The sequence below is a fragment of the Natribaculum luteum genome, assembly GCF_023008545.1.
GTDB classification, from domain to species: domain Archaea; phylum Halobacteriota; class Halobacteria; order Halobacteriales; family Natrialbaceae; genus Natribaculum; species Natribaculum luteum.
Map to the genome: position 1 here is coordinate 803,298 of NZ_CP095397.1, position 23,393 is coordinate 826,690.

Annotated in this window: 17 protein-coding genes and 3 pseudogenes; 11 read left to right on the top strand and 9 right to left on the bottom strand. The window is 56.6% G+C overall.

Going from position 1 to position 23,393, the window contains the following annotated elements; genetic code table 11:
* Positions 1-132: 132 nt before the first annotated feature.
* Positions 133-273, top strand: a pseudogene (locus MU558_RS23515) (DUF7961 domain-containing protein); the annotation flags it as partial.
* A 258-nt stretch (positions 274-531) separates the two neighbouring features.
* On the opposite strand, the gene MU558_RS04220 reads toward MU558_RS23515, so the two are convergent.
* Entirely contained in the window at positions 532-1,704 is a 1,173-nt protein-coding gene (locus tag MU558_RS04220) for an ISH3 family transposase (RefSeq protein WP_246972200.1), read from the bottom strand.
* A 144-nt stretch (positions 1,705-1,848) separates the two neighbouring features.
* On the opposite strand from MU558_RS04220, the gene MU558_RS04225 reads away from it, so the two are divergent.
* On the top strand, positions 1,849-4,476 hold the full coding sequence (locus MU558_RS04225; protein WP_246972202.1) for a PD-(D/E)XK nuclease family protein: 2,628 nt from the start codon (positions 1,849-1,851) through the stop codon (positions 4,474-4,476).
* Positions 4,473-7,310: a UvrD-helicase domain-containing protein gene (locus MU558_RS04230; RefSeq protein WP_246972204.1), complete on the top strand. Its 2,838-nt coding sequence runs from the start codon at positions 4,473-4,475 to the stop codon at positions 7,308-7,310. The genes MU558_RS04225 and MU558_RS04230 overlap by 4 nt, the downstream gene beginning before the upstream one ends.
* 109 nt (positions 7,311-7,419) lie before the next feature.
* Here the strand turns inward: MU558_RS04230 and MU558_RS04235 are convergent.
* Positions 7,420-8,669: pseudogene (locus tag MU558_RS04235) on the bottom strand (RNA-guided endonuclease InsQ/TnpB family protein).
* 183 nt (positions 8,670-8,852) lie between these two features.
* Between MU558_RS04235 and MU558_RS04240 the strand changes: the two are divergent.
* The 4 genes and pseudogenes from MU558_RS04240 to MU558_RS04255 all read left to right on the top strand — a co-directional run bounded on the left by MU558_RS04240 (position 8,853) and on the right by MU558_RS04255 (position 11,249).
* Complete coding sequence (locus MU558_RS04240) at positions 8,853-9,074, top strand: DUF8129 domain-containing protein (RefSeq protein ID WP_246974818.1); 222 nt, start codon at positions 8,853-8,855, stop codon at positions 9,072-9,074.
* Positions 9,075-9,128: 54 nt separating this feature from the next.
* Positions 9,129-9,413 (top strand): annotated as a pseudogene (locus tag MU558_RS04245) (hypothetical protein); the annotation flags it as partial.
* A 520-nt stretch (positions 9,414-9,933) separates the two neighbouring features.
* Positions 9,934-10,809 carry a ParA family protein gene (locus tag MU558_RS04250; RefSeq protein WP_246972209.1) on the top strand — a complete coding sequence of 292 codons (876 nt, stop codon included), beginning with the start codon at positions 9,934-9,936 and terminating at the stop codon, positions 10,807-10,809.
* A complete protein-coding gene (locus MU558_RS04255; RefSeq protein ID WP_246972210.1) occupies positions 10,806-11,249 on the top strand; it encodes a DUF7970 domain-containing protein in 444 nt (147 codons plus the stop codon). Before MU558_RS04250 ends, MU558_RS04255 begins: the two co-directional genes overlap by 4 nt.
* Positions 11,250-12,301: 1,052 nt before the next feature.
* On the opposite strand, the gene MU558_RS04260 is transcribed toward MU558_RS04255, so the two are convergent.
* From MU558_RS04260 to MU558_RS04275, 4 genes are all read right to left on the bottom strand, one after another.
* Positions 12,302-13,849, bottom strand: coding sequence for a sodium:solute symporter family protein (locus MU558_RS04260; RefSeq protein ID WP_246972211.1), 1,548 nt, complete (start codon positions 13,847-13,849; stop codon positions 12,302-12,304).
* Positions 13,842-14,156: a hypothetical protein gene (locus MU558_RS04265; RefSeq protein WP_246972212.1), complete on the bottom strand. Its 315-nt coding sequence runs from the start codon at positions 14,154-14,156 to the stop codon at positions 13,842-13,844. Before MU558_RS04265 ends, MU558_RS04260 begins: the two co-directional genes overlap by 8 nt.
* A gap of 526 nt (positions 14,157-14,682) precedes the next feature.
* Positions 14,683-15,510 carry a 3-(cis-5,6-dihydroxycyclohexa-1,3-dien-1-yl)propanoate dehydrogenase gene (hcaB, locus tag MU558_RS04270; RefSeq protein ID WP_246974821.1) on the bottom strand — a complete coding sequence of 276 codons (828 nt, stop codon included), beginning with the start codon at positions 15,508-15,510 and terminating at the stop codon, positions 14,683-14,685.
* Positions 15,511-15,563: 53 nt separating this feature from the next.
* Entirely contained in the window at positions 15,564-16,007 is a 444-nt protein-coding gene (locus tag MU558_RS04275) for a VOC family protein (RefSeq protein WP_246972213.1), read from the bottom strand.
* A gap of 274 nt (positions 16,008-16,281) precedes the next feature.
* Here MU558_RS04275 and MU558_RS04280 point away from each other — a divergent pair, with 274 nt between their 5' ends.
* The 3 genes from MU558_RS04280 to MU558_RS04290 are packed head-to-tail and all read left to right on the top strand — an operon-like array spanning position 16,282 to position 18,546.
* Positions 16,282-17,547: an aromatic ring-hydroxylating oxygenase subunit alpha gene (locus MU558_RS04280; protein ID WP_246972214.1), complete on the top strand. Its 1,266-nt coding sequence runs from the start codon at positions 16,282-16,284 to the stop codon at positions 17,545-17,547.
* 1 nt (position 17,548) lies between these two features.
* A complete protein-coding gene (locus tag MU558_RS04285) occupies positions 17,549-18,094 on the top strand; it encodes an aromatic-ring-hydroxylating dioxygenase subunit beta (protein WP_246972215.1) in 546 nt (181 codons plus the stop codon).
* Positions 18,091-18,546 (top strand): hypothetical protein, encoded by a 456-nt coding sequence (locus MU558_RS04290; protein WP_246972217.1) that lies wholly within the window; start codon positions 18,091-18,093, stop codon positions 18,544-18,546. The genes MU558_RS04285 and MU558_RS04290 overlap by 4 nt, the downstream gene beginning before the upstream one ends.
* A gap of 47 nt (positions 18,547-18,593) precedes the next feature.
* On the opposite strand, the gene MU558_RS04295 is transcribed toward MU558_RS04290, so the two are convergent.
* From MU558_RS04295 to MU558_RS04305, 3 genes are all read right to left on the bottom strand, one after another.
* Positions 18,594-19,475, bottom strand: coding sequence for an alpha/beta hydrolase family protein (locus MU558_RS04295; RefSeq protein ID WP_246972219.1), 882 nt, complete (start codon positions 19,473-19,475; stop codon positions 18,594-18,596).
* 55 nt (positions 19,476-19,530) lie between these two features.
* Positions 19,531-21,192, bottom strand: a complete 1,662-nt coding sequence (locus MU558_RS04300; protein WP_246972222.1) for a thiamine pyrophosphate-binding protein — start codon at positions 21,190-21,192, stop codon at positions 19,531-19,533.
* Between the two features lie 131 nt (positions 21,193-21,323).
* Positions 21,324-22,379: a 2,5-dihydroxypyridine 5,6-dioxygenase NicX family protein gene (locus MU558_RS04305; protein ID WP_246972226.1), complete on the bottom strand. Its 1,056-nt coding sequence runs from the start codon at positions 22,377-22,379 to the stop codon at positions 21,324-21,326.
* 186 nt (positions 22,380-22,565) lie between these two features.
* On the opposite strand from MU558_RS04305, the gene MU558_RS04310 reads away from it, so the two are divergent.
* Positions 22,566-23,390, top strand: a complete 825-nt coding sequence (locus MU558_RS04310) for an aspartate dehydrogenase (protein WP_246972229.1) — start codon at positions 22,566-22,568, stop codon at positions 23,388-23,390.
* Positions 23,391-23,393: the final 3 nt, after the last annotated feature.

The following is a 23,393-nucleotide window of genomic DNA, read 5'->3' on the forward strand; positions in this document are numbered from 1 at the left end:
CAAGGTACCATAGTTTTGACTCATCAGCAATCGCTGTGACTGACAGCTACTGCATCTTCTGAGGTCGAAAAGCCGTCTCTAACGTCGTGAAATTGTAGATCAGCAACCCCACCCCGATGCCGTCTTGCGTTCAACAAGGCAAAACATCTCGAGAAGGAGTTCGGTGAGCAGACAGACATTCCGCCAGCAGACCTCAGTTCGCGCTGTGACGAGGCTGGTGTCAAATCGTACTCGTATGAACACGACGAGCTCAGTTTCGAACACCAATACTGATCCATTGTACCGCTGATACACCCAGCAGTGCGTATCAGTGAACTCATGATCGCCTACAGGCCAATATCGGTACTTCCCGAAAGTCGCTTCGTGAACTGTGCTGAGTCATTGACGAACAGAGCGAATGCCGGTGTGGTAACCGAGTGAACAGGAAATAGAATCCACGGATGAGGAGAAGTGAAGTAAGAAGGCTGAGATACGCTGTTCTAGGCGAATGCTGTTGCTCACCAAGAGCTTGCCCAAGGCCGCGGGCTGGCGTCAGCCCGTGGCCGGCGCGTATGCTTCTGGCACACCTGTTCCGTTCATCTCGATCTCCCAACTCCGCTCTAGCTCTTCCTCTAATGCATGTCTGATCCAGTCAGAGAAGGTCTTGAACGTGAATTCCTCGGGCAGGTCGCGCCCGCCCCGACGCGGGCGGGCGACGACCGCCCACCGAAGCACGAGCCAGAGGTTCTCCAGCAAGAACCCGACCAAGACGAATGCAAAGCGGACGACTGGATCTTGTGTCGTCGTTACCACTCGTGCTTGGCGAAACACCCGGTAGCTTGTTTCAATCGCTGACCGTTTCCGGTACAGCTGTTCGACCTGCTTGGGCGTGCGATCAGCCAGATCGCACGCCACATACCCTCGCACAACCTCCCCGCTTTTCCCTCGATCTCCAGCGTGATAGGACACAGCGACCGCGAGCGGGAATTCTAGTTCCCGCTCGCGGTCTTTGTACATCCGATAGGTTGTCATGTACGAACGGTGCGTGTCCAACTTTTCCTTCATGCGTTCTCCCTTCTTTTGGACGGGAACGACAGTCGCAGCAATCTCCTGAGAACGACGCAGAATACGTTCGTTGTAGAAGCCACGATCAGCCAACAGAAGCTCTATGTCGAAGGGATAGGCTTCGACGCGGTCGAGGACGCGCTCGACCGCGTCGGCCTCTTTCTCATCGCTACGGACGTACGTCATCGCCAACGTCACTGGCTTTCCGTTCGAGACGAGATACGCTGTGCAGTACCGGTGGCACGTCGTTGTTCCGTCTTTCGCGTGCATGCGGCAGAGTTCACCTTCTTCATCGGCGTACGTTCCGTGGTAGGGATTATCGACGAAGTCAATGGAGACGATCCTCGACCGATTAGGGTCGAGGATCGTCATCGCTACCTCCCTGAGAAGGCGGTTAGCAACCTGCTCAAGCCACTCTCGGTTGAGCGTATGGAGCCAGTCCATGACAGTATCGTCACAGACAGCGTTGTCATTGTCCTTGCACGTCTCCCAGATGGAGGTCTGATTGACTGCTGCAAGAATGACGACCGCCCAGATATCGCCGGGATCGAGGGGCGAGCCCTCGATCCCTGGCAAAGGGAGCTGGCAAATGACGTCTTCCGCTAGATCTTTCACGTCTGAGTCTGAAAGAACACCGTCTGGTTGAGGGACGCTGAACACATTCACTCAGCCAGACATCTTCCTCATGAGACCAACGCTTTAGCTTCAGCTCTCACACCAGTTGGGAAGTACCGAATATATGGCCCACATCGCTAGATTAGCGCGATATACAGACTTATTGTTGCATACTAGAGTCGGTATATCGTGTCAATCAAGCGGTCGAAACCGATCGATCGGCTATACGAGGAGGTAGCCGAGTACGATCTCGTCATTGTCCCCGACGCTCCGTTAGCAAGTGCGCTCAATCGACGCCTCGAGCACCCTCACTTCGGCCCGTTCGCGATCACACCACGGCGACTCGCTGCCAGACGTCGAGAAACGGCAGAAGACCGGCTGGCCTTCCTCGAGGTCATCAGCCAAACCGATCTTAGCTGGAAGCAGGCTTCCTACGCGATCGGGAACGTGCTGCAGTGCTGGGAGTATCAGGGCAGTCCTGACGCAATTCTCGAGTACGATGCATTCGATACACCAGCAACGCGGGCCGTCGTCGACTGTGTCGAATCACTCGAGACAACGTCGCGAACACTCACTGACTACCAGATCGATCGCGAGGAGTACGAATCAGTTGCCGTCATCGGCGAACAACAACTGACGAATCTCGAGCGATCGGTTCTTCCCCCGGAATACGACGCTGTCAGCCGCTTTTGCGACGATGCATTCGAGTTACCGCCTGTCCGAATCTTTGACTCGCCGGCAGCAATCGTCGATGCCGTCCTCGATACGGTCACGCCAGAGAACGCCGAGGATGTTGCTGTCGTTCTCGATGCCAGTAGTGAGTATTCGCCACTCATCGAGTCCGCGTTCGAGGCCACAGCGATCCCCTATTACGGCGGCCCATCGTTCACCGACGATCACGATCACCGAGCTGTCATCCAGCTTCTCCGCAGCACGATTGCGGGGTCCGGTACCCGTATCAAGAGCGTGAAACCGCTCCTGACCCGTCTCGGGGTGACTCTCGACGTTGATCACGACGAAAAGCGGCTCTTCGAGGTCGACGATCCTAATCTTGAATGGCTCCGTGACTTCTGCGATCGGGCAGCAGAGCTCACGATCGGTGACGCGCTAACCGCTTACGAAAACCGCGCCGAGTGTACGCTCGAGACATTTCGCGAGGAGCTCGACCATCTCGGACTCCTCACCGAACCAATCACCGCAGAGACCATAGACCGACTCACGTTCTACCTCGAGACGTATGAGGTCCCGATCGACCGGGAGAACGACGGCGTCCTGCTGGCCGATGCGAAATCAGCGTCGTTTGTCGATCGGCCAGTCGTCTTCTACCTCGGCCTTGACGAGGGATGGACGCACACGTCGCCAGAGCGACCATGGGTCGATCATGACGAGGAATTCGAGCGGAATCTCGACCAGTTCCAGTCGCTGCTCCAGAGTGGTGTCGACCAGTACTATCTCGTCCAGGACACCGCTGGTGGGACACCCGTAACGCCGTGTCTGTACTTCGAGGACCTCCTCGAAGCCGAGTTCGAGCGTTTCAGTGATTTCGAATCGATTCACTACGCACGGCCGTTTCGATCGACGGGCGCAGGATTCGACAAAGAACCAATCAACGTCGAGACCGAGCCAGAGACGGCACTCAGCCAATCAAGCCTCAATTCATACGCAAACTGCCCTCGTGACTACTTCTTTGGACGGCTCGTCGATAACCCTGACAAGGATCACTTCGTCGAGGGGAACCTGTTCCACGATTTCGCAGAGTTCGCCGTCAACCATCCCGAGTTCGTCGATGACAGCGTCATCGAGGAAGCCGTCGACGTCATGATTGAGGAGACGAAGGCGTTCCACCGTGACGTCGATCTGGCTACCCGGCGAACAACGTATCGCGTCGGCCTCGAGACGATCGTCGACTATCTCGAGAGGAATGCGCCGTCGGATACCGACTTCCTTACGCCCACGAGTAGCGGTGACAATGTCTTCGCGACCCGCTTCGACCGGCCGGTCGACTCCCCAGCGACCGAACGATGGTTCGAGGACGACGACCGTGGGATCAAGGGAAAGATCGACCTCGTACAGTCGCCAACACAGCTGGTCGACTTCAAAAGTGGCAGCAAGAAATCACCGTCACAGGTAATCAAACGCGCAGCGATTGATCCGCCCAGCGATCAGCCGGACTTCCAGGCGTTGCTCTACCTCACCTACTATCGAAGCCAGCAGCCAGGCGAGCAGCTCGAGTTCACTTTTTTCCACTTTCTCGAGACGCTCGACGACGTCGTCACAGGCGAGGGGACTCTCGACGACTGCCTGACGACGGTCACGTACCGTCCGATCCCGTTCGACGAATTCGTTCCGTCGCGAGCCGTCTTCGAAGCACTCCGCGAAGAGGCACCGAACGATTGCAACAAGACGTTCTCGAAGACGAGTTACGATGAGTACCGAGCAGCGTTCGACGCGCACCAACCGTCCAGAACACGGGATGCAGATGAGATGGCCAATTCACCGTTCGGGAACGCACTTCTCGAGCGGATGATCGAGGCCGTCGGCGATTACAAGTACGTCACAAATGGCTGCATGCAGGCATTTAGACACCTGTGTGGCTATCGCAAAGAGGGCTATTTCGTCGAGGATCTCGACGAATTCGAGCGGTTCGTCGATGACCAACTCGCAGAACTGAACCGATATCGCCGCGGCGAGTCCCGGTTCCCCGTTGCGGGACGAGCAGGGGAGCCGAACTACCGCTATGTGGACAACCGCGATATGATTCTGACGACAGAGCGTACGATCGATGAACCGGCCGACGAGACGGAGGTGACCCGATGACAGCCCCGAACCCAAAGCAGCGTGAACTCATCGAGAGTACAGAGGGGTTGTATCTCGTTGACGCCGGTGCCGGGACCGGCAAGACGTTCACAGTCACCCGTCGCTACGCGAACATCGTCTCCCAGGGCGACGTCGAGCCGGATGACGTCCTGTTGATCGCCTTCACTCGCAACGCAGCGACGGAGATGAAAGACCGCATCGTCGCCAACTGCGACTATGACATGCGGGCGCTGACAGACGCACCGATCCAGACTTTTCACAGCCTCTGTAACGATATCCTCGAGCAACATGGCTTCCATGCGCCCACGCATTTAGGGATCGACGATGCGATCACTGGCTCAACGCAGGTCCTCGAGAACGAGACGATCGAACGTGAATACTTCGGGGAGTTCATCGACCAGTTCAGCGACGACCATTCGGAATACGACGACCTGTTCCGGTGTCTCTCGGACCCGACAGAGCTGCTGGATCTCATCAACAACCTCGCAGCCAAAGGCGTCTTTCCGACTGCCGACGGCTGGTATCGTGACAGCAAGAGACATCTCGAGGGCGATTTCGACGCGTTCAAAGACGTATTCGACGAGCTGAATCAACCCCGGAATGGGGGCAGCAAACAGTCAAAACTGCGCTCGAAACTCGGTCGATACGGCAAGAACAAGTGTTACCTCCCGGGTGCTCCCGGTCGGTCAGAATTGCGTGGCCCACGTGGAACGAAGGCGGTTCCCGACGAGGTCGCCGAGCGAGCCTTCACTGAAGACCGAGACCACCTCATCGAATTCATCCACGATATTTACATCGAGTACCTCGAGTTCGCACTCCGGCGAAACTACCTGAACTTCTCGTTCCTCCAACTCTTCGCGTTCGTCCTTCTCTGTGAGGACGACAACCTCCGCGAATCGCTTGGGTTCGAGTACGTGATGATCGACGAGTTCCAGGACTCGAGTGAGATCCAGTTCAAACTCTCGCTCTTACTCGCTGGAACGGACAATATCTGCGTCGTTGGCGACTGGAAACAGAGTATCTATTCGTTCCAATACGCAGCGGTCGAGAACATCACTGAGTTCGAGTCACGTCTCGAGCGATTCGCGGCCGACCTGAACGATGACGCCGAACGCGTTTCGTTCCCAGTGGAGCCGATAACCAGAATCGAACTCGAGGAAAACTACCGATCGACCCAGGAGATCCTCGATTTCTCGGAGCACGCCCTCGTCACACCAGCCAGTAGCCGCGAGTCCATCGATCGAGAATCGGTCCTCGAACAGGTTGTCTCACTGTCGTCGAACACCGCGCACAACCACTCACGGATTGAAGCCTTCCAGCACGACGATGAACACGAGGCGATTCTGACGAAGGTTCAGGAAATCGTCGGGAATGACGCCTACGCAGTCGAGGACGGTGGTGAGCTTCGCACTCCTGAGTATGGTGATATCGCAGTGTTGACTCGCACACGTGACTTTGGTCGAGATCTGCTCTCCGTCGCCGAGGAGTACGAACTTCCGATGGCGTACGAGGGTGGCATCGAGCTCTTCCGAACCGATCAGGCCAAACTCCTGCTTGCCTGGTTGCGTATCCTCGAGACTAATGCGGACAGAGGCTGGGCAGTCGTCCTCGAGCGTGCTGGCTACACGCTCGACGAGATCGACCACATCCTCGAGAACGAGGCCTATCCGGAGAATATGGCAGTATTCCGTACAGAGCTCGCAGCACTCGAGACCACGAACGCCGTTGCACGACGGGTATTCGATCGCTATGGATACGACGGTGCGACAGCGGATGTCATTCTCACAACGATCCAGTCAGTCCACAGTGCGACAACGATGACGCTTGGCGATTTGATCCGCTTCATCGAACAGGGGATCGAATCAGGCCACACCGAGGAGGTCCACGCTGCGGCAGGGACCAACGCGATCACTGTCCAGACGATCCACTCTGTCAAGGGACTCGAGCATCCGATCGTGATTCTCGGGAATATGAACCGCGGGAAATTCCCGCCTGCTGGTGGACGAGATGGGACGATCACGTACTCCGAACTCACAGGACTCCGCCAGCGCAAGTGCTATTCGGAGGCGCATGGCGATCCACACATCTACGATAACTGGCGGACCGACGTCCTGAGACGGTGTCAGCCAACGGAAGCCGACGAAGAACGCAGGTTGCTCTACGTCGCAATGACACGTGCAAAGGATCACCTGCTGTTTTCGGCTGGCGACGATCCCAACACGTTCCTCGAGGAGCTACCTGTCGACATCGACCCTCTCGAGCCAGCAGTTGATACGGATCGTGTCGGCGACACCGTCCAATCACAACTGACCGTGCCCATCCCGCAGCCAACCGGTCCTGATGGATACTCACCTCACTCACTAATGGGCGACGAGGTCTACGAGGACGTCAGTCAGGGAAGAGGACGGGAGTTTGGCTCGGCAGTCCACGAGTTCGCAGAACGGTACGCTCTCGGAGAAGACGGTGATCCTCGCAACGAAGATGAGCGGAATATCACGGAGCTTCTCGATTCGCTCGAGGGGACCCTCAGAGTCGAAGAACAGGTGTACCTGCCGCTCGAGGTTGAGGGAGACCAGGTGACGATCTCCGGCGTTGTCGACCTCGTCCATGTGACGTCCGATCGGGTGGAGATCATCGATTACAAGACAGATCAGGGGTATCACGCAGAGTCAGCATATCGAACGCAGCTTAGCGTGTACTATCACGCGCTCGATGACTGGTTCGAGGGCCGAGACGTGAATGCCGCAATTTATTATTCAGCAATGGATGATCTGGTCGAGATCGAGCCGCTTTCACGGACAGCTCTAGCGGACCGTCTTAAAACTCGAGAGTAGCAACGAGCGCCCCATCGAAAGCTAAGTCCAACTGATATACTTACGCAATGAGAGTTGGCGATTGTACCTACCCACTCTCCCCCACTATTTCCAGTGAACCGCCTCGGGGTCAAGTCCCGAGGCTTCCCGTTTCGATGACGCGACTTGCAGGAACCGATGAGGTTGAACCTCCGTCGGTTTCCACAGCGGTCGCAGTCTCCCCGGGCGTCGATTCGGCCTGTCCCAGACCTAGTTGGTGAATACCGCGAGAAAGAACGTTGTACGACGCATTAGCGTCCCTGTCCGCTTCGAACCCACAACTCGGACAACTGTGTTTCCTGACCCACAACGGCTTGTCCGTCTCCACGCCACACTCCGCGCACTCTTTGGTTGTGCCACGCGGATTCACTTGAACGACGCGTGTGCCGTACAGGTCGCCCTTGTACTCCAGCATCTCGATGAACCTACGCCACGCGGCGTCCTGTTTGTTGCGAGCGTTTCCGTCTTGCTGGAGCAGCCCTGAGACGTTCAGGTCTTCCACGAACACGGCGTCATACTCTTTGACTATCCACGTCGTCAACTTGTGTTGGAAGTCCTCGACCTTCCGCTTGATTCGACGCTTGACTTTGGCGACCGCTTGTCGTTGTTTTTCCCAGTTGTTACTGCCGTGTTCCTTGCGGGAGAGACTACGCTGTTCCCGTCGCAATCGTTCGTATTCCTCGGAGAGATCGAGCCAGTCCACACTGTCGCCGTCTGACGTGTAGATGTAGCTGTTGATACCGAGGTCGATCCCCACGCAGTCTTCGGCGGTCACGTCGTCCGCGTCGGGTTTCTCAGGGAGCGCATTATCTTCGATTTCGAGGCCGAACGTGACGTACCACTCACCCGTTGTCTCTTTCTTCAACGTGACTTCTTTGATAATGGCGTTTTCGGGGATGGAACGGTGGTATCGGATGGGGATGTCACCAATTTTGGAGAGCCAGAGCGTAGCAGTTCGACCACTCGTGTCTTTGAGTTCGAAACCAGACTGCGAATACGTCATACTCTGGTATTCTCGCGGTGACTTCCACTGCAGTTCACCGACCTTGTACCCCGCATCTTTCTTCTTGGAGAGGGTGCTGAGGTTGTTGTAGAAGCGTTCGACAGTCTTCTGCAACGCCTTCGAGTGAACCTCGGAAAATATGGGCCACTCGTCTTTCCACTCGGTGAGTCGCTTCTGGTGTTGGTATGCGAACCGATATTGTCCTCGTCGGTGTCGAGCGTGTTGTATTCGTATCGGGTGTGATTGTAGGCTTGGCGGTGGATGTCGATGTGGCGTTCGGCTTCCGCAGTCACACCTGTTCGGTCGGGATAGGCGCAGAAGCGGTAGTCGTACCACATCGCTGTACCGTGATTATCGAAGTGTTGCTACTTAATAGTTTGTTCCGATTCATGTCGGATTCATCCACACGGGGTCAAGCCCCGTGGCATTCGCCTCGACTGCCTGTAAACTTGAGCGGAAGACGTTTGCGCCGACCTTAGCCGCTGTTTGTCGTCGCCTTGAGAGAGCGAAGGCAAACAGAAGTGAGCAGCTCGTCAGATCCATCCATCGAATCAGGTGGTCTCATACCGGAGCAGCGTCTCGAACCGCAAAACACTCGGCTCATCAATGCTGGTATCGCGACGATTCACAACACGGATACTCTGCGAGCATGCGTCGCCTACGAGAACGCAAACCAGCAGCGCGTCCAGATTCCCTGCCGGCTCGAAAATCGGGCCAGCGAGATCCTCTCAGAGGGTGACTGAACTGGTGATCTTGAGCTGTTTGTCGTCGCCGTCATGCGTGGAGGCTCAAATGGAATGAGCGACCGACTCGAGAGCAAGATCCAGCGACAGACCGCGTTCGGAGAGGATGGCCAACTCGAAGTCACAGAGACGAGCATCGAAACTTCGCTCGAGGACTTTGGCGCAGACATCGATCATTGCAACCGCGATTCACGGCTCGATCGCCCCGAAGCCAGTGGGTTCGGCGTCGACGACCGACCCGAAGTAGCCCGCTCATCGGAGGATGATCAGTCCACGCTCTTCGCTGATATAGCCGAGGACCAGCAGACGCTCGACGGCGACGACGCGTCGAAACGCTGCCGCTTGACCACAAGCCCAGGAGGGCTCAGTGAGCTATCTCCCCTGCCCAAAGCGTCGAGTGAACTCGGCTGGTATTCACTATTCTACGCCATCTCTTCTGTAAGGAACTTGTCTAACTATCTTAGGTATGGATCTTAGCTAAGAGTCTCAGACAACATTCTAAGATAGCTTACGTAGGTGTGTTTCTACCCCTTCACTCTAAGCGATCACAACTTATGCTTCAATCTTAGACTGTAGACTTAGGTCTATATCTTAGATAGAATCTCACCACACCGCTTTCACTGTTACAATGCCTGTCGAAGTCATGAACGGGTCCTATGTACTGATCTTAGATATGAATCTAAGCTCGATCTCTTGGCTGTGAGTGCGTTTCCTGTCTCGAAGTCCTATCACTTATGTACTTTTCATAGGGATATACCTTAGCTAAGAATCTTAGATGTGATTCTAAGATATCTTACTTAGGTATATTTCTAGGATGTTTTCCGTAGTTTCTTATCTTAGTAACTCATACGGGACACTCATGCTCTCATACACGGTGTACTCCGAAGCAGGTGGCGTTGGAAAATCGTCGCTGACGGCGAATCTGGCTGTCGCGCACGCTCGAGCAGGTCTCGACGTCCTGGTCGTCCCGCTGGATCCGCAGGACGGTGACCTCAGCCGACTGCTCGGTGTCGACGAGGACCGTGCCAGCAGCGATGCAGACAACCTCGTCCGCCACATGGTCAATGCACCGAAGGGTCCATTTGAGGACCTCATCCGAACGTCGGAGGGCGTCGACATCATTCCGGAGCACAACATGCTCTCGGACCTCGCAGATCACCTCGCCCGCGAACAGCAGAAAGCCGAGGACTTCGGCGACGCGTACAATATCTACGCCCAACTGCAGCGCGTCCTCGCCGATGCCGAAGTCGGCGATCGGTATGATGTCTTGATCTGCGATCCGCCGGCGACCGAGTCGGATCACCTCTACAACGCGATCTTCGCGACGCGAAATCTGGTGATTCCAGTCGAGCCCTCGGCCAAGGGACGAGCATCGGTCGAAGGCCTCGAGGAACTTGCGAGTAACTTCGCTGATCAGCTGAACATCGAGGTCGGTGTTCTTGCTGCAGTCCCGAACGGATTCAAGCGAACGAACGACCAGAAGGAGCTCATCGATGAAATCGAGTTCCCCACACCAGAGATAATCAGCGATCGGACATCGATGATGGAAGGGTGTTGGAAGCAGCAGTGTTCGGCATTCAAGTATGTTCGCGAGCATCGGTCCCGTCAACGGGACTACGAACTCGAAACCCTCGCCCAGTTCGATAACCTGGCTCGCTACCTCGAGACGGAGGCAGGGATTGAGGCACCAAACCCGCCGGAGCCAGGGGAACTTGAGCAAGCGGTGAAAGCATGACGGGGTTCAAGAGCGGAAGCGCCGGTGATCCGTTCAGTAGTAGCGACACAGACGACGATTCCGGGGGCGGTGAGGCAGGGAATGATGAATCGGCCACGATCGAGACATCGGCGTCGACATCGATGACTGAACCCGACGATGAATCTGGGTCCAGCACTGATCGTGACGATCGTGGCGAGACCACATCTAGTGCTTCGGGTACCGTACTTCCTTGGATCTACGAGCGCAACAGCATCACCGACGGACGTGCACAAACTGTCCAGTTACATCTCCAGCAGTCAACGCTGGATCGCCAACGCGAAGGAAAGAGGGAGACCGAGGCTATGTTGGGTGAGTCTGTCAAGAAAGCCGATCTTCGTGAGGCTGCGCTTTTAGTCGGCCTCGAGCATATCGACGAGGTCGCTGAACAACTTCGGGAGTGGGGCTACGACTTCGAATGATCGGTCATAGATTCTTAGCTTAGAGTCTTGGATTGGGGTCTTAGATAACACTGTTAAACCGTGGCTGAAGGAGACGGGAGTTTTTCCCAATAAAGTGTCTATATTCGAAGAACTCCTGCTTGATCCTTTGGAGTCCGAGACATTGTTCAGATTAGCTGGTTCCAGCAGTATGCGTAGCTCTATAGCCATGTTTCTGCGATTGCTGGTTCAGTGTTTCTAAACTTAGAGGTATGTTTTCTAATCACTCATATGATTGATCTGAGAGCGTTCAGATTTCCGTGTTTTCGCATCGAAATCGGTGCCCGAGATGGTGGAGTGAAACTTTGAGCCGCGGAGATGGAACGACGAGAAACACGGAGTCTTAAACGTCGTGTCTCTCCCTCAGTTCGTGTAGAAACATCTCGGTAAGTGCGTTGTACGTACTGAATAGAGCCTTATACGGAGATATCCGTTCGTGCCAAGATCGATAGCGGCGTACCGCCAGTAGCGCTAATCGTGGAGCTGGATCCCGTTTTGTTGAGCGCAATGTCATCTAGCTAGTTTCTAGATGTTGGCTGTAAATCGGCTTTTTGCATCGAATTATGAACTGTCGGTCTACCCGTTTTACCTCGAACACATCAAATATGGGAATAGTATCTAAAAATAATAGTTCGGTAAATAGAGCTGGATACGCACCTACATCAGCTCCTACGGTATCGCTTCTCTCTCTACGGCTTTGTTGAAACTATTCGATGTTGACATAGAGACGAGCTCTCCTTCCAACTGATGTGCGTGAATTCAGTCGAAAACTGGCCCCTTTGTAAATCGCAAGATAAATGGATTTTAACAGAATTCTCTCTACAAAACCTGACTGAATCTCTGTGCCAGAGCCGCCGTGAACGGTAGATTCTGGTATTAATTCCATGAATCCCCGCCTCATTCGTTCAAACTCTAATCTGGCCAGAGCTAGGTCAATTCTGCACTGGATTGAATATGGGAACAGACTTGCCGATACCGGCCAGTCTTAACAGGGTTGACCGGGGATTCGGCTCGTGATCGTTCTTGGCGACTGATTAGAGCTTCCTATTAATGAGTCCGTGGTACTGCTCCATCTTGTCGAGCGGTTGTGGCGACGTGAGGTAGCTCACGACCACGAAGAGACCGAAGTTGACGACGGTCGCAACCAGAATGCCTGGAACGAGTGGAGTTACGTATGGGTTCGGAATCAGCTGCAGCTGGAACAGAGCGAGAAGTACCGTTCCAACTGCTGGCGATACAATGGCCGCTTCCGTGGACGCGCGTGGCCAGGAGACGGCGCCGAGCAACAGCGGCAGCAGTTGGATCGATACTGCCACGACGAACAGCGCAAGGGGGGTTATCAGGTTTGAGTACAAGAGCGCGCCGGCGACACCGGCGAGCATCGTGACGATGATCACGACTCTGTTCAGAAGCAGTTCCTCATCTTCGGAGATGTCCGGACTGATAAATGTTCTGATAAAGTCGCGCGAAACGGTCGCTGCCAACACGTGTGCGTACGAGTCCGTCGTGGAGACGATTGCAGCCAAGATGCCGACAAGGAACAAAGCGGCGAGACCGAACGGCATCACGTCGAACGCGAGAAGTGACGACACCGTATCCGGATTTGTTCCCTCTGGCAGCACGGTCCGACCATAGATTCCGATGAAACTCGTACCGAAGACGTATATTAGCGTGAGAACACCGACGATCATCGCGGCGACTTTGGCGAAGTTCCGTTCAGTGTCGACAGAGTACATACGGATCCATCCCGCGGGTGAGAGTAAGGTATTGCCGACCGAGAACAGAGCACCGACGATCAGGATGACCTCTGGCGTGAACAGGCCGGTTACTCCGGGTGCCGTCGTGTATCCGGCGCGGGAATCGCCGAGGCTAGTGAAGATTTCGCCAACGCCGCCGGCGTGGCTGACGATGAATACGCCGAATGCGCCGAGAAGGATCGAAATCAGCGCCCCGTTGAAGGTATCGAGGTACGCGATTCCACGCATCCCTGTACTGGCAAGGTGGATTGTGACTACGAAGGCAAGTGCGAGAACGCCCAACTCGAAGGAAACAACCCCGCCCGTAAGGATCGTCAAAATCAGCCCACCGGCGAGCAGTTGAGCGACGATATACGTCGTATTGAAAGCAACGCTCGCGAGCACTGTGTAAAGCCGGACCGTGTCGCTCTGATAGTAGTCACCCAGCAGGTCGCCTGGGGTCTGAAGATCATGCTCCTTCCCGACGACCCACATACGGCGGCCGAGGTACCAGACTGCCGGTGCAGTCACCGCGTAGCCGGCGAGAATCATCGCGATGAATGAAAAGCCGACTGAATATACCGTACCTGGGAATCCGGCCATGCCGACGCCGCTCAGCACCGTCGCAACGAGAGTGAGCGAGGCGACGACCCATCCCAGCCCTCGAGAGGCAACGATGTGGTCGGACAGACTGTCCGAGTACCCTCGTCTTGCGAAATGTGTGATGGCGAGGAACATGACGACGTAGCAAGCTAGAATACTGAGTGAAAGCGACAGGTTTGTCGAAATCGTCTCGGCGAGATCCGGAGGGAGCGCCTGTATCGGAACGAGTGATCCGCTACTCATACTTCGCCTCCGTTTCGTCGCCGAGGTCAGTCATGCGTTCTGACGGTTCACTCTTGGTGAGCACTACGTAGAGACCAAGAATTACTAGCGCCGAGACGAGCACGATCGTCCACATCATTACGGGAAGACCCGCGATCAACTGATCTCGGGTGCCGACAAATTTCATCCCGAGATACGCGAAGATCGTAGTGCCCGTAAAGTAGATGAGCATTATCTTCTCCGTCGAGCGCGCTGAGATGTTGTATCTGTCTGGAATCTCACTTGGGTCTGGACGGTCTACTGACCGCCATTTTTCGCTCCAAGGCATGTTTCATCACACCAGACCGAATCCATATAAAAGTATCGGCAAATAATTGTATGGTGTCATATAAGATAAATTTCAAATATATACTTAGATATTGACCACAGTTTCAAACTATACTTATTAGTATTTATTTAACTTTTAGTAATTTAATAATGATTAACGGAAATCGACGACGACTGTCGCACACTGGGGTAACTGCTTGGGAATATCCGTCGAGACGTTTCATATTAAAATATGTATATAGTTAAATTCAAGAATCTAATTTCTCGGAAAGATCATCCATCGCTCGCGTTCTCACGTCCCGGAAGACTGGGCAGACGCCATGGTGATCCTCGGTAAGCTGTTTGACGACTGCCTGACGGATCGCGTGTTCGCACGATCCAGTCACCGGCTTTCTGTGGGGACAATACTGACAACATTCAAACGGGGAAAGCTCCCGTGGGGGCATAAGATAGTGTATATCGAAGCTTTACTTGAAGGTATGCATACGGCGTCTATCGCGCGAGGGCCGTTACAGTGCCGCGAGGAGTTAGTCTGTCACGTCCTGCGTGATGTACTCGACTGCCGATCGACTAACTTCGGTAATGCCACGGACGGAGCGGCCGAGGTCGGCGCGGACGACCGATCCAGTTATTGGTCGGGAGTCTGTCTCGGATGCCAGAAGCACATAGGCGCCGGTATAGTCGGCGGCCGACGGCGTGATCTCGAGCGGATGGTTCGTAGGATCGAACTTATCGGCGGAAACGACGCCGCGGTGGCCGCCGAGTGATTCGGTACCTGATAGATCTGTTGGGACAAACCCCGGCGCGACGGCATTAACTCGAATCGTCGGTGCGAGCTCGAAGGCGAGCTGCCGAACTAGACCGAGGACAGCGTGCTTGGCCGGGACGTAGAGAATGCCTCCGCCGTCGGACCCGAAGCTCGCCTGCGAGGCGGTGAATACTATTCGTCCGTCTGTTTCGATTAGTTCGGGCAGCGCCGCCTTTGCACCCATCATGTATCCAAGGACGTTCACGCCGAACAGTTCGAAGAAGCTCTCTTCGAGGTCCTCACCTGACAGCTCAGGCAGGGACGTATTCTGATCAAATACACCCGCATTTCCGACGAACACATCAAGTTTGCCGAAGGCGTCAACTGTCTCCGAGACCGCCCGTTTGTTGTCCGCCAATGACGTTACGTCTCCCGCGACGGTGACGACATCGTCGCCAAAGTCCGACCCGACGTCCTCGAGTCGGTCCTCGTTGATGTCCAGTACGCCGACCGATGCGCCCTCGTCGATGAACCGTTCGGTCACCGCACGTCCAAGCCCGGATCCACCGCCAGTGACCAGTGCGACCTGATTGTCAAGCCAACCCATCGATTCCAAGGCTGGTCGGTCACCACTAATACTTACCGGTGACGTACCCCTGATCAATCACTGATCGAGTTGTCGGCGGGTGGCTCGTACAGTTCGACGTAGTTTCCGTCAGGGTCTCGAGCGTAAGCGATATCCGCGCCGTTACCGACGGTTCGGGGAGAATTCACGAACTTGACTGCCGGCGTGAGTTCCTCGTAGAGGCCGACTACGTCGTCAACAGTGATGCAGATGTGGGCAATCCCGACGTCGTGACCTGCTGCTGTCTCGTGAACGACGTCGTTTTCGGGCGCATCGTAGTCGATGAGTTCAATCGCGAAGCCGCCGGCGTCGAGAAAGACAATCTCGCCCTCAACACCTTCGACACCGACGATGTCGCTCTGGACCTCACTGATCGGGAACCGTTTATCGACCTCGAATCCGAGCCGATCCCGGTAGAACTCGAGGGCACTCTCCATGTCCTGTACGTTCAGTCCGTAGTGTGTCGCCTGTCCTATCATTCGAACCGATCATCTTCGGATACAGAAAGCGGTCAGAAAAACATTCCGGTGAAGAGACTCCGATCTAGTCAATGGATCGAGGGTGGCTCCCCATTTTCACCCGTTCGCCCCGGGGCCCGTTGAACAATAACTAAGTAGTTGTAACCCTCTCCGTTTGTGTGTATACATGTCTCACGACATAGAGCAGTCACTGTCCGCAAGCGAGTCCGCGCAGGAACGGACTCGGCGGATACTCGACCGCATGGAGAAAACGCTTGAACGGGGTGAGGTTCCGATGAAGATTCTCAATGATGAGGACATCTATCAGCGAGAGCTCAATCGGATATTCGCTCAGACGTGGGTGTACGTCGGCCACGAATCGGAGGTTCCTGAGCCGGGCGATTACCGCCAGCGGACAATCGGAGAGGACCCGTTTGTCTTCGTCCGCGACGAAAATGGCACGCTCCGCGTATTGTTCAACAGCTGTCGTCACCGCGGCGCGAACGTCTGCCGGGCTGAGAAGGGGAACACGACCCATTTTCGCTGCCCCTATCACGGCTGGACCTACCAAAACACGGGTGACCTCGTCGGCGTCCCCCAGAAGGGAGATGGGTTCGACCACCTCGACGCTGACGAGTACGGCCTCCGCGAGGCGGCGAACGTCGACACATATAACGGACTAGTCTTCGCCTGTATCGCACCAGACGCGCCGCAACTCGAAGAGTATCTCGGCGGTGCGACGTGGTACCTCGACATGTACTTCGACCTGATTGACATGGAAGTTATTGGCGACCCGCAGCGGTGGGTCGTCGACGCCGACTGGAAAACGCCGACGGAGAACTTCTACGGCGACAATTACCACGTGCCGATGGGCCACAAGTCGGCGATCGACGTGGGAATCGGCAGCGAAACAGCCACTGGCGAGGAAGAGAGCGAACTGTATGGTATCGCCGACTGTGATGGACACGCTTTTAGTATCTACCAGATCGACTCTGAGAAGCCGATGTTCTGGGGCCACCCCGAAGATGTCGTCGAGACGTTCAACCACGATGCTCTCGACGACGACCAGCACGAGGTCGCACGCAGGTCGGGCGTGACTCTCGGGACGATCTTCCCGAACCTCTCATTCATTTTCCTCGGCGGCCGCGACGATCCGAACAAGGATCCCGTCGGGACGTTCTGTCTGCGTCAGTGGCAGCCCCGTGGCCCCGGCAAGATGGAGGCTTGGAACTGGATTCTAGCACCGAAAGACGCTCCGGCGGAATACAAAGAGCGAGTCTACGAAGTCGGAATGTCGACGTTCAGCGCCGCGGGTAACTTCGAGGCCGACGATATCGGCATCTGGGACGGAATTGATGACGCGGCGGGCAGCGTGTTCGTTGAGCAGACCGAGGCTACGACGCTGTTCACGATGGGACGCGGCGAGAACGCCGCGGCGACCATCGACGACGACTGGGCGGGGCCGGGAACGGCCTACGCGGATGGCGGGCTGACCGACGAGAACCAACTGGACTTCTACCGAACGTGGTACGAGACGATAACGACCGAGGGGGCTGAATAATATGCAGGACGAACAGGTTCAGCAAGCCACGCTTCGGCTCGAGTGCGAGGAGTTCCTCTATCACACGGCGGAGTTACTCGACGACCGCCGACTGAGCGAGTGGCACGATCTTGTCACAGATGACATCGAATACCGCATACCGATTCGAACGACGCGCGAACGGTCCAAACCCACGGAGTTCAGTAAGTCAGCTTTCCACATGAAGGAGGACTGGGGGACGCTCAAGGTACGAACCAACCGGATGGCAAGCGATTTCGCTTGGTCAGAGGATCCTCCATCCCGGACTCGTCGTCAGGTCGCAAACGTTCGTATAACTGACGTCAGCGACGACGAAATCGACCTCAAGAACAATCTGGTTGTCGTTCGGTCGCGGAAAGCAGAAACCGATCCCGACATCCTCTCAATGGAGCGTCACGATACGCTCCGACGTGACGAGGACGGATACGCGCCCGATTGGACGGAAAGGAAGGGGCTAAAACTCGCCCGACGAACCGTGTTGCTCGACCACACGGTCATCCCGACCGACTCGCTTTCAATCATCCTATGACCCCGACACCGACGTCAACGGATTTGATCGAAGTGACGGACGGCGATCGAACGATCGAACTCGAGATGCTACGGACGCCGACCGGGGAACGGCTGGTAGTCCGCAGCACGAGCGACGAGACTCGCGTAGACGCACTAGCACTGGAGAGCCTCACATGGCAAAACGACGTCTTCTTCGAGGAGCTAACGGCAATTCCCCACGAGGACGGCGAGGACACGACCGAGGCATCGGATGAGATACAGATCAGTAACGAATATACGGTTGTCCGGCTTCAGACACTCGAGACGACGGCCGGACCACGAGTGGCGATCGAGTCCCCGAAACTTGGCTACTCTTGCCGTCTTAGTCCAGCGGAACTTGACGCGATCGCGCACGAGCAGATCGAACTCTTCTCCGACCTGCTCGCGACCCCGTTCGGTCCCGAAACGGACCACCACCACGGCATCCACTAATCGATGCCAGTTTGCCATTCAGTCGTATAACTGACCACACTCGCCGACTACAAGTTATCGACTCGACGGACGAACTCAGCAGTAGCATCTGCGACGGTATCCTCCGTGCCGGTGAAGAAGTGATCAGCTTCGATCGGGCGGATCTCGACCAGCGAACTTCGCTCGGCAGTGTTGGCAATCTCCTGCGCTTCGTCGGGCGTAACGTTCCGGTCAGTCGCGTGCGGGACCAAGAGCAGCGGTTTCTCGATCTTTGGCGTCCAGTCGATCGTGGCACACTTGCTCTCTGGGGAGCGGTAGGAAAGGAACGACTCGGCCGTCATCGGGATGTACTCTATCCCACCATCGACGGGGCGCGGCAGGGCAACGAGTTCGGTACCCCGTCCCTCCTCGACGAGGTCGCGAGCCTCTTGCACGAACTCTTTGTAGGCGGTATCGGGATCGTCGGACACCGCCTCGAAGTAGCTTCGCGTAGAACGCTCGCGGATGTCCGCGAACGGCGCGGCCAGTACGACCGCGTCGACAGCGGGATCATTGTGTTTACCCTGATAGTATGCAGCTTCGGTCGCGCCCAGGCTGCGCCCCCAGACGACGATCCGCTCGGCACCGCGGTCGGTCGCCCACTCGACGGCGCCGGCGATGTCTCGATCAATCTCGGCGAAGTCGGAGGTCTCGTATCCCTTCCCGCTGTTTCGCTTATTGATCGACACACAACGCATCCCCCGTCTCGCAAGCGGGTAGGCGATGGGCGTAATACCGGCTCCTAGAGCGAACCCGCGAAGCCCGTGCAGGAAAATGACGCAGGTCTCGTCCCCGCCGAACGTCGTCGATTCGCCGGTAATTTCGAACCCGTCCATCCGTTTGCCGTCCTCGCTCTTGTAGTTGATCGCTCGAAGCGTTACGTCGTCTGGCGTCGGCTCCATCACTGGCATATCAGAGCACATTCGGACGAACCATAAGATAGTTTTCCTCTCTCGGAACCGGACGCTACCAGATGGTTCGAGAGACGTACTCGGCGGTCGGATCGACTACGATGTCGAGGACGACGTGTTCGTCTGCGGCGAGGGCCTCCTCAAGTGCCGGTCGCACATTAGTCGGATCCTCAACGCGGACGCCTCGAGCGCCCATCGAGTCAGCCATCGTCGCGAAGTCGACCTGCGGGATATCGGTGGCGATTTCGGCGTGGCCATCCCGCTGCTGGTAGTTCCAGATCATTCCATACTTGGCATCGTTCATCACGATCGTGACGGCGTCGGTGCCGGTGGCGACCGCCGTGACTAGCTCCATGTTACACATGAGCATGCCACCGTCTCCGATCAGATTGACCACCTGCCGATCCGGATCGACTAGTTTCGCGGCGTTCCCTGCGGGGACGGGAAACCCCATCGAGTCGTACAGTCGGGAGTGCTGGAAGCTGTTCGGCGTGCGGTACTCAAACGCGTCGTTCGGCCAAGCACCGCCAGCGGCGCCCGCGTCCCCGGTGAGAATTACATCGTCATCGGCCACGTCGCGAAGCGCCGTCATAATCACTAGCGGGTGGATCGGCGTCTGGTCAGCAACTGCAGCCGCATACTCCTCGATCTCCTCGTCGACCTGCTGGGCTTCAGCGCGGACCGACTCGCGGTAGTCGGCGTCGGTCGAACCGGCGTCGGCAAGCACATCGGCCGCCGCAGGCAGGATCGTCGTCAGGTCGCCACCGACGACGGCCGTGGCGTCGGTCTGAGGAAATTCCGACTGACCAGCGTGCAGATACGCGATGTCGACGTCGTCACTCGTTCGATCGCCGAGAACCACCGCTTCGTGAGAGCTCGGTCGAACGCCCAGCGAGAGGATGGCATCGGCATCGGCCAGCGCTGCAACGGCTGCCGGATGGTCAGCCATCCCGACAGTCCCCGCGAACAGCTCGTGGTCGTTAGGAAACGCGTCCGGGTAGTGTCGCGGGCAGACGACTGGACAGTCGAGCGCCTCCGCAATTGCGACCGCGTCGCTGCTCGCGAAAGCGCGGAGAACACCCTTACCGACGTAGAGGGCACGGCGATCAGCCCGTTCAAGCACCTTGAGCGCGTCCGCTGCCGCGTCGGGCGACGGCGGCGTGTTCGTGACGTGGCTCCACTCGAACGCCGACTCAGGAATCGCGACCGACTCCATGAGGATCTCTTCGTCAATGCCGACGAACACTGGGCCAGGTCGCCCGCTTGTCGCCACGTCGAACGCGCGGTTGAGCGTTTCGGGGACGCGTTCGGGATCGTGTACCTGTGTGCTCCACTTGGTTGCGGGTTCGAACGCCGTCTCGAGGAAGTGCTGGTCGTCGACGCCATGAAGCGACTCTGTGGGTGCGTCTTCGGGGAGAACAGCGCTCACGAGGATCATTGGCGACGCAGCCGTGTACGCTTGGGCGACGCCGGTAAGAGCGTTCGTTCCGCCGGGTCCGGCGACAGTAAGTGCAACGCCCGGCTCACCGGTGAGTCGTCCTCTGGTATCGGCCATCACTGCTGCGTTGTACTCGTGGCGGGCCGTGATCACATCGGCACCACGGCTGTTAAGACCATCGGCGACATCGACCGTCTGGTTGCCGAGCAGTACGTACGCTTCGGTAACCCCGTTTTCGACTAGAACACGGGCTACTGCATCTCCGCCTGGTTTGTCCATACACACTCCTCACACTGAATCAGATTAAAATTTCCTGTAGAAGAATGCGTCGTCGATATCGGCGACTTCACAGATGCAGCTGTTGATGCCAAGCTGCCAGTGTCTATGGCACGTCCATATTGCGAAACCGTTCAGTCGACGACGACCTCACCCTCTTCAACGACCGGCTCGCCATCGAGGTACACGCTACAGTTCTTCTGTGCGATATCGTAGTGACACGGTGCGTATCGGTCTTCGTGTACGTTCGGGCCGGTACTCCAGAGCATGTTACCTTCCCAGACACGGCCCTCGCTAGCACTGACACCTGTTTGATCGGGCGCTCGGTCATGCAGCGCCATGTTGTAGAACGTTCCATTGGGGTTGAGCCCCCAGCCGAAGTGGCTCGTCGCCCAGACGTCCGGGTCATCGTAGCTCTCGAGGTGGCCTCGCATCAACTCGGCGTCGCCGCCATCGCCGTTGATCTCAACGATGTAGTTGTCCTCGACGATGCATTCAATGGCGGATCCGACGTAGTCTGCGAATGGAACGACATTGTAGTCGCTTGGTGCGATGACGATCGTCCCCTCGACGTTCGACGGATAGTTTGAGACCATATTCTGGCCCCAGACGTCCCACTTACCGGGCTCGTCGACGAACCCGTAAGAGTCGAAGGCTGTGTCGGGTTCGACCTCCATCGTTACGTCCGTACCGTACTCGGAAGTGATATGCATCTCGTCAGCCTCGGCCAAGAGATCACGGTGACGCTGGACACGCTCTTTGACGCGCTGAGCTTCCTCAGGTTCCCAGGGCATCAGCCGACGGAGATAGTGCGGTTCGCGGGCGCCGACGCGAAGGATTCGGGTACCGGCATCGCGGATCTCGCCGCGCTCGGGCACATGGATGAATCCTTCGAGCGTGAAGTCGAACACCATATCGGCGTGCTTACACGCTGCAACTGGCCCGTCTGGTAGGCGCAGCGTTCCGCCCTGCCCCTCGGATATCTCGGGACTGACGGAGTTGCGCCCATACTCCGGTACCTGTACCTCGAATACGTCCGCATCGTGGTCCTTGGCCGCAGCGAAACAGGCGCCAATGAACTCGCGCGGGCTCTTCGCGTCGGTTACCAAAGCGATGGTCTCATCAGACGATACTTGACAGTGTTCCATCTGTCGACGGAACAACGGCACTAATAGCCCAGCTTCTTCCATGGGTACGGCTGATTGTTCTCTTGCTACCCTATATATTTTTTGTGCTACCGAATGACATTGCAATGACTGTCGGTTGTATCGATCTCTTCGTTCGCGATATCGGCGCGCTGATGGCAGCGGTACTCGGCCGCTCACCCACGGCCCGCTTGCGCCATTGTTTTAATCCCACCCGAATGACTGAGGTATATGGTTCGTTCAATCGCTATCGTTGGCTGTGGAACGATTGGAACTGAAATCGCACGCGCAATCGCAAACGGGACGATCTCGGTCGATCACACCGTCGTTTACGGTCACCATCCGGATCGTATTGATGTGCTCCGCGATCAGTTCGATCCCGCGGACCGACCGCAAATCGCGGACGTACTTGCTGAGGTGTTCGAGACGGATCTCGTCATCGAGGCCGCCGGTCAAGCGGCAGTCGACGATATCGCTGTCGACGCGCTCAACGCAGGGTGTGACTGCATGCTAATGAGCGTCGGCGCGCTCGCGGACGAACGATTACACTCGGCGGTTCTCAAGGCGGCCGAGAACGGCGACGGACAACTCTATCTCCCATCCGGCGCGATCGCCGGGCTCGATGCGATCAAGGCTGCCGCGCTTACCGGAGAGTTGGAAACGGTATCGCTACGGACAACGAAACCACCGGCAGGTCTTGAGGGAGCGCCGTACATCGAGGAGAACGATGTCTCTCTCAACACGATCGAGGAACCGTCTGTCGTCTTCGAAGGGTCAGCAAGCGAAGCTGCGACAGCGTTTCCATCCAACATCAACGTCGCGATGGCTCTCAGCCTTGCGGGGACCGGTCCCGAAGAGACGACCGTCGAAATCGTCGCCGACCCGTCCGAGGGGAACAACGTCCACCAAATCACGGCCGAGGGCGGAATGGGACGAATAGAGACGACAGTTCAGAACGTACCGTCTCCGACAAACCCGAAGACGAGCTATCTCGCTGCGATTTCCGCCATCGAAAAGCTACGGGGACTCGACTCGTCGGTCAATGTCGGAACATGAGGG

Coding starts and splice junctions, on each gene's coding strand:
- MU558_RS04230 (WP_246972204.1), top strand. CDS start 4,473: ATGACAGCCCCGAACCCAAAGCAGCGTGAACTCATCGAGAGTACAGAG.
- MU558_RS04250 (WP_246972209.1), top strand. CDS start 9,934: ATGCTCTCATACACGGTGTACTCCGAAGCAGGTGGCGTTGGAAAATCG.
- MU558_RS04255 (WP_246972210.1), top strand. CDS start 10,806: ATGACGGGGTTCAAGAGCGGAAGCGCCGGTGATCCGTTCAGTAGTAGC.
- MU558_RS04260 (WP_246972211.1), bottom strand. CDS start 13,849: ATGAGTAGCGGATCACTCGTTCCGATACAGGCGCTCCCTCCGGATCTC.
- MU558_RS04265 (WP_246972212.1), bottom strand. CDS start 14,156: ATGCCTTGGAGCGAAAAATGGCGGTCAGTAGACCGTCCAGACCCAAGT.
- hcaB (WP_246974821.1), bottom strand. CDS start 15,510: ATGGGTTGGCTTGACAATCAGGTCGCACTGGTCACTGGCGGTGGATCC.
- MU558_RS04275 (WP_246972213.1), bottom strand. CDS start 16,007: ATGATAGGACAGGCGACACACTACGGACTGAACGTACAGGACATGGAG.
- MU558_RS04280 (WP_246972214.1), top strand. CDS start 16,282: ATGAAGATTCTCAATGATGAGGACATCTATCAGCGAGAGCTCAATCGG.
- MU558_RS04285 (WP_246972215.1), top strand. CDS start 17,549: ATGCAGGACGAACAGGTTCAGCAAGCCACGCTTCGGCTCGAGTGCGAG.
- MU558_RS04290 (WP_246972217.1), top strand. CDS start 18,091: ATGACCCCGACACCGACGTCAACGGATTTGATCGAAGTGACGGACGGC.
- MU558_RS04295 (WP_246972219.1), bottom strand. CDS start 19,475: ATGCCAGTGATGGAGCCGACGCCAGACGACGTAACGCTTCGAGCGATC.
- MU558_RS04300 (WP_246972222.1), bottom strand. CDS start 21,192: ATGGACAAACCAGGCGGAGATGCAGTAGCCCGTGTTCTAGTCGAAAAC.
- MU558_RS04305 (WP_246972226.1), bottom strand. CDS start 22,379: ATGGAAGAAGCTGGGCTATTAGTGCCGTTGTTCCGTCGACAGATGGAA.
- MU558_RS04310 (WP_246972229.1), top strand. CDS start 22,566: ATGGTTCGTTCAATCGCTATCGTTGGCTGTGGAACGATTGGAACTGAA.